Source organism: Luteibacter sp. ME-Dv--P-043b (assembly GCF_030209605.1).
In the GTDB taxonomy this organism is placed as follows: Bacteria; Pseudomonadota; Gammaproteobacteria; order Xanthomonadales; family Rhodanobacteraceae; genus Luteibacter.
This window is the reverse complement of the sequence record NZ_JARVRT010000012.1, coordinates 253,992-268,265: the sequence shown is the minus strand read 5'-3', so window position 1 is coordinate 268,265 and position 14,274 is coordinate 253,992. Positions and strand designations below refer to the sequence as shown.

Here is a 14,274-nt window from a genome sequence, read left to right as displayed (position 1 = left end):
GCCACCCTCGTCGCTTATCGGTTGAGCAGCGCCGATATTTCCGTCGCCGAGTCGGACGACTTCTTCGCCAGCTGCCGTACTTCGGAGGCTACGACGGCGAAACCGCGTCCCGACTCACCGGCATGGGCCGCCTCGATGGTCGCGTTCAGGGACAGGATATGCGTCTGCATGGCGATACCGTTGATCACCTCGATGGCGTTGCGCACGCGCTCCAGCGTCGTGCGCTGGCCGGTCACGTCGGTGGCATAGAGGATCAGCTTGGCGAACGTGCCGTCGATGGCGAAGATCGGGTTGATGGTGGCCTGGAGCCAAAGGTCGCGGCCGGCGGCATGCACCGCCAGTTCCGTGGAGATCGATTCGCCGGCGACCAGGCGTGACCGACCCTCGCCATCCATGACCGCCCGGAAGATCGACGACAGTGCCGCGCCCGCCTGGTCTGCGGTGTCCATGCCCAGGACACCGAGCATCGTCGGACTGACGTCGAGCACCGTGCCGTCAGGCAACCAGTTGGCCGTGGCCGTGGATTTCCATATGGCGGCAAGGCGGGTTTCGTCTTCCTGCGCGCGAAGCCGCGTCTCGGTGACGTTGGCCTGCACCGAAATGAACTTGCGCAACTGCCCGTCCGCGCTGAAGACCGGATTGATCGACAGGGATATCCAGTACGGCGTGCCGTCCTTCGCGTAGTTGAGGATCTCTTCGTAGAACGGCTCACGCGCTTCCAGCTTGGCGCGGATACGACCGATCGTCACGGGGTCGGAATGCTTACCCTGAAGCAGTGGCCCTGGCTTCTTCCCGATCACGTCCAGGAAAGCATGGCCCGATAGTTTAGTGAAGCCGCTGTTGACGTATTCGATGCGGCCATCCGGCCCGGTGATGATGACCGAGTTGTCGGTTCCGTTCGCCACCAGCGACAGCAACTCGAAGCTTTGCCGCTGGGCTACCTGTGCCGTGATGTCGGTGGCGAACTTGACCACGCGCACTGGCATGCCATCCAGGCCCAGCACGGGTGTATACGTGGCCTGGATCCAGACGTGCTTGCCCGTCTTGTGCACGCGCTTGAATTCCGCGACCTGGAACTCGCCCTGACGCAGACGATTCCAAAAGGCGAGGTAGGCCGGACTATCGTGTTCCTGCGGATCGACGAACAGGCGATGATGCTTGCCCACCACCTCGTCCAGCCCGTAACCGAGCGCATCGAGGAAGTTCGCGTTCGCGGTGAGGATAGTGCCGTCCATCGCGAATTCGATCACCGCCTGCGATCGACCGATAGCGGTGATCTGGCTCTCACGGTGAAGGTCCATCAGCTTCCGCTGCGTGGTGTCCTGCGCGATCTTCACCACGGACACCGCGTTGCCCTTCTCATCCAGCACCGGATTGTAGGTGGCCTGCAACCAGACCACGTCACCCTGCTTGGTCAACCGCGGGAATTCGGCCGCCTGGAATTCACCTCGTCGCAGGCTGTCCCAGAAGGCCGCGTACTCGGCGCTCTGGGCCATCTCCGCCGCCACGAACATCGAGTGATGTTTTCCCTCGATCTCGGACGCGGCATAGCCCATCAGATCGCAAAAACGTGCGTTCGCCGCAAGGATAGTGCCGTGCACGTCGAACTCGATGGCGGCCTGGGAGCGAAAAAGGGCGTCGAGCTTACGGGTGGCGTGGGACTTGAAGAGGGCGGCGAGGTTCCACACGGCGATGCCTTGGTCGGGATCTTTCGATAGAGTCCGGTGGCAAGCCAGAACCATGCCATGCAACGCGATGGCGTTACGGCGCGCCGCGGTGTGCCGGGATGCCCTTACCTCACCTAACGATATGACCTGAATTGGCATATTCGTCGAATAAAGGGCGGAGGTGAGCTAGTGCATGTAGCGCAGGAAATTACGCCTCATCGATGACCAAGCGAGGGCATGAAGCCTGGAGACCGCTGGCATACTCGACGCCCCCTGGCTTCGTGCCGCTCGAGCAGAGAACGATCGATGTCGATAAAGCCCACCACAGACATTCTCATCGCGGGCGGGGGTATTGCCGGCCTCGCGGCGTGGCGCGCACTGGAGCAGCACGGCGTGCGCTCGACGGTCATCGAACGCCGGATGCAGGCGGTGGATGGTGGCCTCGCCATCAACCTGCCGGGTAATGCCATCGCGGCGCTTGCCCGGCTGGGGCTGGGCGGGGGCATCGGTCGGATCGGCCATCCTGTGCGCCGGCGCGAATACCGCGCCGAGGACGATCGCCTGCTGGCCGCCATTGATGAGGACGCATTCTGGGGCGAGGCGATGCGTCCCCGCGCCGTGCGCCGCGCCGATCTCATGGCGTTGCTGGGAGGGGGCATGCCGAGCGACCGTGGCCGGTTCGGCAGCGCCGTCACCGCCATCACGCAGGACGCAGAGGCTGTCCACGTGCAACTGGCTACGGGTGAAACACTGTCCAGCCGCCTCTTGATCGGCGCGGACGGCGTTCATTCCACGGTGCGCGAATCGATCATGGGTGCCTCCGAAAGCCAGTCGGCGCTCATCGCCTCGGCCAGCTGGCGTTTCATGGCGCCGAACCCGGGTATCGATGGATGGACGTTCTGGACGGGCAGACGCGGAATGATCCTCTTGCTACCCGTCGACGACGCGACCGTGTACGGCTGGGTAACCGTCAGCGAAGCCGACACGGCAGCCGACGACCATGAACACCTTCGACGCACGTTCGCCCGATTTCCGGAGAGAGCACGCAAGGCCCTCGACTGGGTCTTGTCGCATCCCGAGCACCTCTATCATTCGCCGCTCGAAGAAGTGCAGGAGAGCCGCTGGCACGAAGGTCGGGTGACGCTCATCGGTGACGCTGCGCATGCGACGGCACCGGTCTGGGCACAGGGCGCGGCATTGGCCATGGAAGACAGTTTCGCGCTTGCCGCACTCGTTGCGGGTGTGGACGATCCAGCAAGCATCGGCGACCGCTTCCGCCAGCAGCGGATGCAGCGCGTCGCACATGTGAAGGCGATGACCGATCGGTTGTCGAAGGCGGCGGGGCTTCCCTATGCCGTCAGGCGCCTGATCATGCCGTTCATCGTGCCACGCAGCTACAAGGCCACGTATGGCCCACTAAGGGATAGTCAGTGACATACCGGAGTACCGCAGCATGATCGATCACCTGGATCACATCGTCCTTACCTGTACCGATCCGGAGGCGACGACGCATTTTTACGTTCACGTCTTGCGGATGAAGAAGGAAACGTTTCGCGGCGGTCGCGTGGCGTTCCTTGTTCGGAAACCAGAAGATCAACCTGCACGTGAAAGGCCATGAGTTTGAACCCAAGGCCCATTTACCCGTCCCGGGCGCGCTGGACTTGTGCTTCATGGCCAGCATCCCGCTCGATCAGGTCATCGCCCACCTGGACGCATTGAAGTGGCCGATCGTCGAAGGCCCGGTCGAGCGGACCGGCGCGACGCAGAAGATCCGCTCCATCTACGTGCGTGATCCGGACCTCAACCTCATCGAGATTTCGGAACCGATCGCCTAGATCCTGACGATGCCCTCAGAACAACTCCCCCTGTGGTGAAGCAATCCTAGGCGGCACGAACCTCGATGTATCCAACACCGTGTCCCAAGCCCGATGGAGCCCCGCCTTCCGCGTCGCCACCTGCACCCGCTTCCGAATGATGTCCGCAAACACTCCCTGCCCGCGCATGCGCGTCGCAAAGTTGCTGTCGTAATCCTTCCCACCATTCATCTGCTGAATCAGACTGATGATGTGCGCCGCCCGATCCGGGTAGTGCAACTCCAGCCACTCGCGAAACAGCTGTTTCAACTCGTGCGGCAAACGCACGCAGGTATACCCGATCGAATTCGCACCCGCTGCACCGGCTTGCTCGATGATCGCCTCGACGTCCTTCTCGTTGAGCGCCGGGATGATCGGTGCCACCAGCACCCCCGCCGGCACGCCGGCATCGCGCAACGTCTTCACCGCCTGCATCCGTCGATGCGGCGCGCTCGCGCGCGGCTCCAGCTTCGACGCCAGCTTGTTGTCCAGCGAGTTGATCGAGATGAACACCTGCACCAGCTTGCGCTCGGCCATGGGCACGAGGATGTCCAGGTCGCGTTCGATCAACGCGTTCTTGGTGACGATGGTGCAGGGATGGTTGCACTCGTTGAGCAGCGCGAGCGCCGCGCGGGTGAGCCGCCAGGTTTTCTCGATCGGCTGGTACGGGTCGGTATTGCTGCCGATGTTGATCGGTTGGCAAGTGTAGTTCTTGCGCGCCAGCTCGTGGCGGAGCACGTCGGCCAGGTTGCTCTTGGCAAATAGCTTGGTCTCGAAGTCGAGGCCCGCGGACAGGTTGAGGTAACCATGCGACGGCCGGGCGTAGCAGTAGATGCATCCATGCTCGCAACCCCGGTAGGGGTTGGTGGCGCGATCGAACCCGATGTCCGGGGAGTCGTTGCGGGTAATGACGCTTCGGGCGAGCTCCTCGCGCACCTCGGTGACCGGGCGCCGCGCCTCCTCCTCACGCGGCCAGCCGTCGTCTTCGGCGTGGTACCGCACGGACTCGAACCGGCCTTCCGGGTTGGAGGCGGCGCCGCGGCCTTTGTGCTTGTGGAACAGGGGGATAGGGCTCGACATGCGTACAAATGTACGCCACTTTCGTCTCAGAAGTCGGGATACGGTTCGCAGAATGCCGAAAGCGCGCCAGGATCAGGCGGAGGCCGACATGCCTCCGCCCGTGACGCGCTCAATCCTCCAACGGCACATCCTTGGTCTCGCGCACGAAGAACAACCCGATCACGAAGGTCATCAGGGCCACGGCCACCGGATACCACAGGCCGTAGTAGATATCCCCCTTCCACGCCACCAGCATGAAGCCGATGGTGGGCACGAAGCCGCCGAACCAGCCATTGCCGATGTGGTACGGCAGGCTCATGGACGTATAGCGGATGCGCGTCGGGAACATTTCCACCAGCCATGCGGCGATGGGCCCGTAGACCATGGTGACGTAGAGCACCAGGATGGCCAGCAGGAGTACCAGCATCGGGTAGTTCGCCTGCGCGGGGTCGGCCTTTTCGGGATAGCCCGCCGTCTTCACCTGGGCGGCGACCTTCGCGGTGAACGCCTTGCTCTGCTCAGTAAAGGCCGCCTTGTCCAGGCTGCCGCCCTCGAACGACTCGATCACCGCATCGCCGACCTTCACCGTGGCCAGTGTGCCCGCGGGTGCGGCGGCGTTGGTATACGGAATGCCCTTCTTCGCCAGTACGCTCTTGGCGACGTCGCACGAGCTGGTGAAGGTCTTCTTGCCCACCGGGTCGAACTGGAAGGTGCAGGCTTCCGGATCGGCGGTGACGACTACCGGTGCGGCCGCGGCGGCGGCTTCCACGGCGGGATTGCCGAAGTGGGTCAGGCCCTTGAAGATCGGGAACATCGTCAGCGCGGCGATCAGGCAACCGGCCAGCACCACCGGCTTGCGACCGATCCGATCGGACAGCCAGCCGAAGAAGACGAAGAACGGCGTGCCGATCAGCAGCGCGCCGGCGATCAGCAGGTTGGCCGTGGTGCCGTCGATCTTCAGGCTTTGCGTCAGGAAATACAGCGAATAGAACTGGCCCGTGTACCAGACCACGGCCTGGCCGGCGGTGGCGCCGAACAGTGCCAGGATCACCAGCCGCAGGTTCTTCCATTGGCCGAAGGCTTCGGTCAGCGGCGCCTTGGACTGCTTGCCCTCGGCTTTCATCTGCTGGAACACCGGCGACTCGTGCAGTTGCAGGCGGATGTAGACCGATACGCCGACCAGCACCGCGGAAAGCAGGAACGGAATGCGCCAGCCCCAGGCTTCGAACGCCTCGGTGCCCAGGCCCAGTCGCGTGCCGAGAATGACCAGCAGCGAGAGGAACAGGCCGAAAGTGGCGGTGATCTGGATGAAGCTGGTGTACAACCCGCGCTTGCCCGGCGGCGCATGTTCCGCCACATAGGTCGCCGCACCACCGTATTCACCACCCAGGGCCAGGCCCTGCAACAGGCGCAGCAGGATGAGCAGCACGGGCGCGGCCACGCCCATCGTTGAATACCCGGGCAACACGCCGACCAGGAACGTCGAGGTGCCCATGATCAGGATGGTGATGAGGAAGGTGTACTTGCGCCCGATCAGGTCGCCGATGCGACCGAACACGATGGCACCGAACGGACGGACGGCAAAGCCGGCCGCGAACGCAAGCAGGGCGAAGATGAACTGGCTGGTCTCGTTCAACCCCGTAAAGAACTGCTTGCCGATCAGCGCCGCCAGCGAGCCGTACAGGTAGAAGTCGTACCACTCGAACACGGTGCCCAGGCTGGACGCGAAGATCACGCGCCGGTGGCTGGTGCCGATGCTGCCGTCGGCACGCAGGCCGCTTGCGGTAGTCGCCATGTCGCTCCCCTTAGAACCGGTAGTTGCCGTTGAGCGTGAGTTCGTTGCCGGCGGTTTTCTGCCGGCCCAGGCCGTTGGTGGTGGTCGAATCGAGGTTGGCGTGGATCCACTCCACGCTGAAATCGAACGGCCCGGTGGTGTACTGCAGGCTGGCCGCTTTCTGGCGGCTCTTCAGCAGGCCGGGGGTGTTCGCCGCGCGCCAGCGCAGCACATCGTTCTCGTCGGGCTTGCTGACCGAGGCGAAGGCATACACCGTCCAGTGCGGGTCGAACTTGTAGCCCGCCTGCAGGTAACCGCCCTTGTCCTTGATATCGCCGAACTGCGACAGGTCGCCGAACAGTTCGCCGATCGCATTGCCGGTGTACACCACGCTCTTGAAGATGAACTTGCCGGGCGTCCACAGGCCGCCCAGTTCCACCGCCGTGCTCTTCAGGTTGCTCTTGATCGGCGTGGCGGTAAGGCCATCCACGCCGTGCAGGTCCACCTTGCTGTAGTGGCCGGCCACGAAGGCCTGCCAGTTGCCGCCCTTGGCGGTGAGGCGGGCTTCCACCTGCGGCTTGAAGCCCGCGTTGCCGGCGGTCTGGTAATTGGTGGTTGCGTTGGCACCGGGGCCGTTCCAGCTGCCCTGCAGCACGGCCATGTCGAAGCGCCACTTGGTGCCTTCGGAGCCGTGGTTGAGTTCCTGCATCCAGATGGCCCCGGGGAAGCGCCATCCGATCACGCCGCTGCCGTAGCCCAGCGGAAACGCGATATGCGACAGCGACTGCGGGATGTAATCGAGCGGGAACATCAGGTCCCACATCTGGCCGATGCGGAACGTGGTGCCGGTGCTGGCGTTGGCGATATCCATGTACGCCTGGCGCATACGCAGCTCCGGCTGCGAGCCGGCATAAGCACCGGTGCCGTTGAAGCCACCGAAGAAATCCATCTCTAGGCGACCGCTGCCGGCCCAGTTCTCGTTGAACTTCGCCCCGGTGAAGTCCAGCCAGAAGCGCGTGTTGCGCACGTCCACGCCGCTGACACGGCCATCGGCGCGATTGGCGCCACCGGCCGGGATCGGATACTCCGAGTTGGCGCCGTTGCCGTAGGTATACGCCTTGTTCTGGGTGAAAGCGCTGGCGTTGATGAAGCCGTGCAGCGCCAGCGACACACCGGGCGCGGTGCCCGTGGTGAAAGCCGGCTTGGCCGGGACGGTGGCGACCACCTTCTCGACCTTGGCCACTTTCTCCTCGGTCTGCTGCGATTGCGCTTGCGCCGCCTGGGCCGTGGTCGCGGCCTCCGTGGTCTGCGTCTTTTGCTCCTGGATCATCGCCTTCAGTTCCGCCAGCTGCTGCTCGAGCTGGTTGACCCGCGACTCCAGCGCCGCCTCGCGGCTCGTGGTTTTCTTCGATCGCGACTGGGCGTGGGCGAGGTCCGGGACCGCCACCATCGGCAGCATGAGGGCACAGGCGACACTGAGGGCGATGGCCTTGCGGCCACCGTAGCGGTTCGTCTTCATCATGGTCTCCCCAACCATTGGCAGCGCGAGCATGTGGCCGTTCCAGCCGGGGTTCCATTCGCCAAAGGTCGAAACTCGACCAAAGTCGTAGCCGGTGCGACCCATCGGGTCGCGTGGCGGGGATAAACTTCCCCTCATAGCCCCAACGCCGTCCTTAGAGGAGCACGCATGTCCGACATCCATCCCGTCGATCCCACCTTCGCCGCCACCGCGCGCGTCGGCAAGGCCGACTACGAGGCCAACTACGCCCGCTCCGTGCAGGATCCGGAAGGCTTCTGGAAGGACATGGCCACGCGGATCGACTGGATCGTGCCGCCGACGAAAATCAAGGATGTCTCGTTCGACCCGGCCGACCTGCACATCCGCTGGTACGAGGATGGCCAGCTCAACGTATCCGCCAACTGCCTCGACCGGCACCTGGCGACGCGCGGCGACAAGACCGCCATCATCTTCGAGGGTGACGACCCCGGCGAGTCGCGCAGCCTGACCTACCGCGAGCTGCACACCGAGGTCTGCAAGTTCGCCAACACGCTGAAGAACCTGGGCGTGGCCAAGGGCGACCGCGTGCTGATCTACCTGCCGATGATTCCCGAAGCGGCGGTGGCCATGCTGGCCTGCGCACGCATCGGCGCCGTGCACTCGGTGGTGTTCGGCGGTTTCTCGCCCGATTCCGTGGCGGCACGCATCGCCGACTCCGGTGCCAAGCTGGTCATCACCGCCGACGAGGGGTGTCGCGGCGGCAAGAAGATCCCGCTCAAGGCGAACGTGGACGAATCGCTGAACCGCCCGAATACCAACAGCGTGCACACCGTGGTGGTGGTGCGACGCACCGGTGGCGCCATCAACATGCAGTCGCCGCGCGACCGCTGGTACCACACACTGATGGAAGGCCAGTCCGCGGAGTGTGCGTACGAGGCGATGAACGCGGAAGATCCGCTGTTCACCCTCTACACCTCCGGCTCCACGGGCCAGCCCAAGGGCGTGCTGCACACCAGCGCGGGTTACCTGGTCTATACCAGCCTCACGCACGAGTTGACCTTCGACCTGCGCGAGGACGACATCTACTGGTGCACGGCCGATGTGGGCTGGATCACGGGCCACAGCTACGTCGTGTATGGCCCGCTGGCCAACGGCGCCACCGTGGTGATGTTCGACGGTGTGCCCAACTACCCGGACTTCAGCCGCTTCTGGCAGGTGGTCGACAAGCACAAGGTAACGCTGTTCTACACCGCGCCCACGGCCATCCGCGCGCTGATGCGCGAGGGCGACGAGCCGGTAAAGAAGACCTCGCGCAAGAGCCTGCGCGTGCTGGGCACAGTGGGTGAGCCGATCAACCCGGAGGCCTGGAACTGGTACCACCGCGTGGTGGGCGAATCGCGCTGCCCCATCGTCGATACCTGGTGGCAGACCGAGACCGGCGGCTTCATGATCACGCCGCTGCCCGGCGCCACTGCACTCAAGCCCGGCTCCGCCACCACGCCGTTCTACGGCATCGTGCCGGCTATCGTCGATGCCGAGGGACGGCCGCAGGAAGGCGCCGCCAGCGGCAACCTGGTGATCACCGATTCATGGCCGGGCCAGATGCGCACGGTGTACGGCGACCACCAGCGCTTCATCGACACCTATTTCAAGACCTATCCCGGCAACTACTTCACCGGTGACGGCGCCCGTCGCGACGAAGACGGCTACTACTGGATCACCGGTCGCGTGGACGACGTGATCAACGTATCCGGTCATCGCATCGGCACCGCCGAGGTGGAGAGCGCACTGGTGTCGCATGCCAAGGTCGCCGAGGCAGCCGTGGTCGGCTGCGCCCACGACATCAAGGGCCAGGGCATCTATGCCTTCGTCACGCTGAAGGCGGGGGAGACCGGCAGCGACGAGCTGGCGAAGGAGCTGGTGGCCGCGGTGCGCAAGGAGATCGGCCCGATCGCCGCGCCGGATCACCTGCAGTGGGCACCGGGCCTGCCGAAGACGCGGTCGGGCAAGATCATGCGGCGCATCCTGCGCAAGATCGCCGAGAACCAGCCCGACCAGCTGGGCGATGTGTCCACGCTGGCAGACCCGGGCGTCGTGCAGAACCTGGTCGACCAGCGGTTGATCCGGTGATGCCCGGCCACCCGTGTCGTCGCGATCGCTGATGGCCGACGTCCTCATCGCCGACGACCATCCGCTGTTCCGCGACGCCCTGCAGCGCGCGGTGCTGGCGGCGCTGCCGGATGCCGTCGTGCATACAGCGGATAGCGTGCCGGCGCTGTTCGCGCTGATCGAATCGCTGCCGGACGCGGACCTGCTGTTGATGGACCTGCACATGCCGGGTGCACGCGGCTATTCCGCGCTGGCGCATATCCGCGGCCAATACCCGGGGCTGCCCACGCTGGTGGTTTCGGGACACGAGGAAGCGCAGGTGGCGCGTCGTGCCCTGGGGCACGGTGCGTCGGCCTACATACCAAAATCGGCGTCGGTGGAACAGATCGTGGAAGCGGTGCGTACCGTGCTGGACGGCGACGTGTGGCTGCCGCACCAGTTGGTCGGTGGCAACGTGGAGCTCAAGCCCGACGAGGCGGCGGTCGCCGCGCGCGTAGCGTCACTCACGCCGCAACAGTTCCGCGTGCTCGGCATGATCGCCGAGGGCTTGCTCAACAAGCAGATTGCCTACGACCTAGGTGTCTCCGAGGCCACGGTAAAGGCGCACATGACAGCGATCATGCGCAAGCTGGGCGTGTCCAACCGCACGCAGGTCGCCCTGGCGGCAAGCCATCTGGACGTGGACAAGGAAGCCTTTCCGGGAAATACCGCGGAACCCTGAGACGCGGCAGGGCCAGGCAACCGGCTTGGCTTCGGCTCACGCCGCGCCGGTACCCGTACCTACGCGTTTCGCCAGCGCTACCAGCAGCGCGCGCAGCGCGGCCGGCCGCACCGGCTTGTGCAGCACCGGATAACCCAGCGTACGTGCACGCTGCTTCAGCGCCGTGCTGCCGTCGGCCGTGACCAGGGCCGCGGGCGGCATCGGCACGATGGTCGTGCCGATGTGTTGCAGGGCGTCCACGCCATCCATGCCTTCGCCCAGGTGATAGTCGGCGAGGATGAGATCGACGTGCGTGGTCGAGAGCACCGCCAGCGCCGCGGGTACGTCGATGGCCACGCGGCAATCCACGCCCCAGCGGCCCAGCAGGGCCTGCATGCCCTCCAGGATGGTGTCGTCGTTGTCGAGGCACAGCACCGTCAGCGGCAGCTGCTCGCCGCCGGGACGTGCCATCGTCGGCGCGCGCTTGCGCGATACCGCCGCCGTTCGCGGCACGGTGATGCTGAAGCAGCTGCCGCGCCCGACCCGCGAGCGCAGTCCCAGTGTATGGCCGAGGATGCCGGCCAGGCGCTCGCAAATCGACAGCCCCAGGCCGAGGCCTTTTTCGCCCCACGGCGATGGACGCTCCAGCCGCTGGAACTCGCCGAAGATGCGTGCCTGCTGCTCTTGAGCGATACCGGGTCCGGTATCCCACACCTCGATGCGCAGGTGCTCGCCCTCGTGGCGCACGCCCAGCAGGACGCCACCGGTGCGCGTGTAACGCAACGCGTTGGACAGGAAGTTGGCCACGATGCGTCGCAGCAGTTGCGCATCCGAGCGCACGGAAAGCGATGATGGCACCACGTGCAGCGTAAGGCCGCGCTGCTCGGCCACCACGGCGAACTGCTGCTTCAGCGAATCGAACAGGTCCGCGAGGGCAAAGGGGAGTACCTCGGGCCGGTAGCTGCCGGCATCCAGGCGCGAGACGTCCAGCAAGGCGTCGAGCAGGTCCTCGGCCGCGCGGAACGATGCGTCGATGCGTTCGGCCAGGCCGGCCGCTTCCGTGTCCAGGCCGGGATGTTGGCGCAGCGCCGAGGTGAACAAGCGGGCGGCGTTCAGCGGTTGCAACAGGTCGTGGCTGGCGGCGGCGAGAAAGCGTGTCTTCGACGCATTGGCCGCTTCCGCGTCGCGTCGCGCCATCGCCGTGGCGTTCAACGCTTCCGACAGCTCGGCCGTGCGCACCTCCACCCGTTGTTCCAGGGTTTCGTTCGCATCGATCAGCGCCTGCTCCACGGTCTTGTACGCGGTGACGTCGGTGAACGTGGTGACGAAGCCGCCGCCGGGCAGCGCGCGCCCGCGCATCTCGATCACGGTGCCGTCGGGGCGTACGCGCGAGAACACGTGCGGCGAACCGGCACGCATGTAGCGGATACGCTTGGCGACATGCTCGTCCACCTCACCGGGCCCGCATTCGCCGAGCTCGGCGTTCCAGCGGATCAGGTCCGCCACGGGCAGGCCGACGTAGACCATGCCCTCGGGATAGTCGAACAACTCCATGTAGCGGCGATTCCAGGCCACCAGGCGCATGTCGCCGTCCACCACGCTGATGCCTTGCGAGACGTTTTCCAGCGTCGTGGACAGCAGTTCGCGGTTGAAGCGCAGCTCCTGCGAGGCTTCGTCGAGCAGCGCCATGGCCTCGGCGATGTCCAGTCCGGTACCGGACAGCGCGCCCATCAGGATGCGTCGTGCGCTGGCCGCGCCCACGGCGCTCGCCAGCAGGCGTTCGGTGAACTGGATCAACGGACGATCCGCAGCATCCGACGACTCCAGTGCCACGCCGTGGCGCTCGCCGTATTCATGGAACGCACGCGCGGTGACCCGCTCGCCGACGATACGGCCGGCGATGGTGCCCAGGTCGCGCACGGTGACGCGACCGCGCCAGTCGCCGGCGCCGCCGGCGCTGCGCACGAAGGGATCGACGAACAGCGCGGCGTGCAGCCGCTCGGCCACGCTGGGTCGAAAACGCAGGGAGATGAAGACCAGGCAGCCGACGTTGGTCAGCAGCGACCAGAAGGTGCCGTGTGTCACCGGCTCCCAGCCGGTCAGGTGGAACAACTCGGTGGGTTTCAGCCAGGCGATGCCGAACGGGCCATCCTGCAGCCATGAGGTACCGATCCATCCCGCACGCGTCATGGCCGGTAGCAGCAGCGTATAGGCCCATACGGCGAAGCCGGCCAGCAAGCCCACCTGCACACCGCTGCGGCTGGCACCGCGCCAGTACAGGGCGGAGACGATAGCCGGCGCGAACTGAGCCACCGCGGCGAAGGAGAGCAGGCCGGTAGCGGCAAGGTTTTCCGCGTCCGCGATGATGCGGTAGTACACGTACGCCATGGCGGCCAGGCCGACGATCGCGATGCGTCGGATCAGCAGCACGGTGCTGGACAGGTCCGCGCGCTTTTCCAGGTCCAGGCGACGGATGCGCAACAGCATCGGCATGACCAGGTCGTTGCTGATCATCGTGGCGAGCGCCACCGCCGCGACGATCACCATGCCGGTGGCCGCGGAGAAGCCGCCGATGAAGGCGAGCAGGGCCATGCCCGTGTCGCCATGTGCGAGCGGCAGGTTCAGTACCCACGCATCCACGTGGCCACCGGTCACCTGCGGCAGGCCCAGGCCGGCGCTGACGATCGGCAGCACGGCGAGCGAGATCAGCACCATGTAGATCGGGAACAGCCAGCGGGCCCGGCGCAGGTCGCGCGGGTCCTCACACTCCACCACGCCGATCTGGAACTGGCGCGGCAGGCAGAACATGGCGCAGAAGGCGAGCAGGGTCTGTGCGACGAACCCGGGCGGCATGCTGCCTTTCTCGATCTGCTGGAGCGGCGCCCGCAGCGTTTCCTGCAGGCCGGGGCCATGTCGCCAGGCGTAGATGCCGATGGCGACGAAGGCCAGCAGCTTGACCAGCGACTCCGCCGCCACGGCCAGCATCATGCCGTGGTGGTGTTCGGTGGCATCGATGGTGCGCGTACCGAACAGGATCGCGAAGACGGCGAGCAGGGCGGCGCACCACAGGGCCGTGTCACCGAACCACCACGCGGAGTTACCGGCGCCGAGCACGGCGAACGACATCGCCACGGCTTTGAACTGCAGCGCGATGTACGGAATGATCGCGACCACGGCGATCACGGCCACCAGCGCCGCCAGGCCGTGCGACTTGCCGAAGCGCGCAGCGATGAAATCGGCGATCGAGGTGATGTTGCGCTCCCGGGCCACCAGCACCAGGCGCTCGAGCAGGCCGAAGCCCAGCACGAACAGCAGCAGCGGTCCCAGGTAGATCGGCAGGTAGGCCAGCCCGGAACGCGCCGCCGTGCCGACCGCGCCGTAGAACGTCCACGACGAGCAATACACCGCCAGCGCCAGGCTGTAGACCAGCGGACGCAGACGGGGTTGCCGCGGATACAACGGCCGACGGTCGCCCGCGTAGGCGATGACGAACAGTAGCCCCACGTAGAGCAGGGCCACCAGCAGCAGAAGCCATCCTGCGATCACGTCACCTCGCTCCCCCTTCGACAGCGTTTCGATTCTAAGGCACGCGGGCGCACTTGCCGTCGTTGCCG

General features: G+C 65.5%; 8 protein-coding genes and 1 pseudogene. 4 read left to right on the top strand and 5 right to left on the bottom strand.

The window, feature by feature from the left end:
* Window positions 1-14 precede the first annotated feature (14 nt).
* Window positions 15-1,688, bottom strand: coding sequence for a PAS domain S-box protein (locus QRN34_RS07905; RefSeq protein WP_285403457.1), 1,674 nt, complete (start codon window positions 1,686-1,688; stop codon window positions 15-17).
* A gap of 285 nt (window positions 1,689-1,973) precedes the next feature.
* On the opposite strand from QRN34_RS07905, the gene QRN34_RS07900 reads away from it, so the two are divergent.
* Window positions 1,974-3,101, top strand: a complete 1,128-nt coding sequence (locus QRN34_RS07900) for an FAD-dependent monooxygenase (protein WP_285403456.1) — start codon at window positions 1,974-1,976, stop codon at window positions 3,099-3,101.
* 19 nt (window positions 3,102-3,120) lie between these two features.
* A pseudogene (locus QRN34_RS19175) lies at window positions 3,121-3,502 on the top strand (VOC family protein).
* Between the two features lie 15 nt (window positions 3,503-3,517).
* On the opposite strand, the gene QRN34_RS07885 reads toward QRN34_RS19175, so the two are convergent.
* The 3 genes from QRN34_RS07885 to QRN34_RS07875 form a co-directional block, all read right to left on the bottom strand.
* Window positions 3,518-4,600, bottom strand: a complete 1,083-nt coding sequence (locus QRN34_RS07885) for a PA0069 family radical SAM protein (protein WP_285403453.1) — start codon at window positions 4,598-4,600, stop codon at window positions 3,518-3,520.
* Between the two features lie 109 nt (window positions 4,601-4,709).
* On the bottom strand, window positions 4,710-6,374 hold the full coding sequence (locus QRN34_RS07880) for an MFS transporter (RefSeq protein ID WP_285403452.1): 1,665 nt from the start codon (window positions 6,372-6,374) through the stop codon (window positions 4,710-4,712).
* Window positions 6,375-6,384: 10 nt separating this feature from the next.
* Window positions 6,385-7,875, bottom strand: a complete 1,491-nt coding sequence (locus tag QRN34_RS07875; protein ID WP_285403451.1) for a hypothetical protein — start codon at window positions 7,873-7,875, stop codon at window positions 6,385-6,387.
* 165 nt (window positions 7,876-8,040) lie between these two features.
* Between QRN34_RS07875 and acs the strand changes: the two genes are divergently transcribed.
* Together acs and QRN34_RS07865 are read left to right on the top strand one after the other, a co-directional pair.
* Window positions 8,041-9,981 carry an acetate--CoA ligase gene (gene acs / locus QRN34_RS07870; protein WP_285403450.1) on the top strand — a complete coding sequence of 647 codons (1,941 nt, stop codon included), beginning with the start codon at window positions 8,041-8,043 and terminating at the stop codon, window positions 9,979-9,981.
* A gap of 31 nt (window positions 9,982-10,012) precedes the next feature.
* Window positions 10,013-10,681 (top strand): response regulator transcription factor, encoded by a 669-nt coding sequence (locus QRN34_RS07865; RefSeq protein ID WP_036138653.1) that lies wholly within the window; start codon window positions 10,013-10,015, stop codon window positions 10,679-10,681.
* Window positions 10,682-10,717: 36 nt separating this feature from the next.
* On the opposite strand, the gene QRN34_RS07860 is transcribed toward QRN34_RS07865, so the two are convergent.
* Complete coding sequence (locus QRN34_RS07860; RefSeq protein ID WP_285403449.1) at window positions 10,718-14,206, bottom strand: PAS domain-containing hybrid sensor histidine kinase/response regulator; 3,489 nt, start codon at window positions 14,204-14,206, stop codon at window positions 10,718-10,720.
* Window positions 14,207-14,274: the final 68 nt, after the last annotated feature.

What these genes read in the sequence shown, in the direction of transcription:
- acs (WP_285403450.1), top strand. Translation starts at nt 8,041, where the DNA reads ATGTCCGACATCCATCCCGTCGATCCCACCTTCGCCGCCACCGCGCGC.
- QRN34_RS07885 (WP_285403453.1), bottom strand. Translation starts at nt 4,600, where the DNA reads ATGTCGAGCCCTATCCCCCTGTTCCACAAGCACAAAGGCCGCGGCGCC.
- QRN34_RS07900 (WP_285403456.1), top strand. Translation starts at nt 1,974, where the DNA reads ATGTCGATAAAGCCCACCACAGACATTCTCATCGCGGGCGGGGGTATT.
- QRN34_RS07865 (WP_036138653.1), top strand. Translation starts at nt 10,013, where the DNA reads ATGGCCGACGTCCTCATCGCCGACGACCATCCGCTGTTCCGCGACGCC.
- QRN34_RS07875 (WP_285403451.1), bottom strand. Translation starts at nt 7,875, where the DNA reads ATGATGAAGACGAACCGCTACGGTGGCCGCAAGGCCATCGCCCTCAGT.
- QRN34_RS07880 (WP_285403452.1), bottom strand. Translation starts at nt 6,374, where the DNA reads ATGGCGACTACCGCAAGCGGCCTGCGTGCCGACGGCAGCATCGGCACC.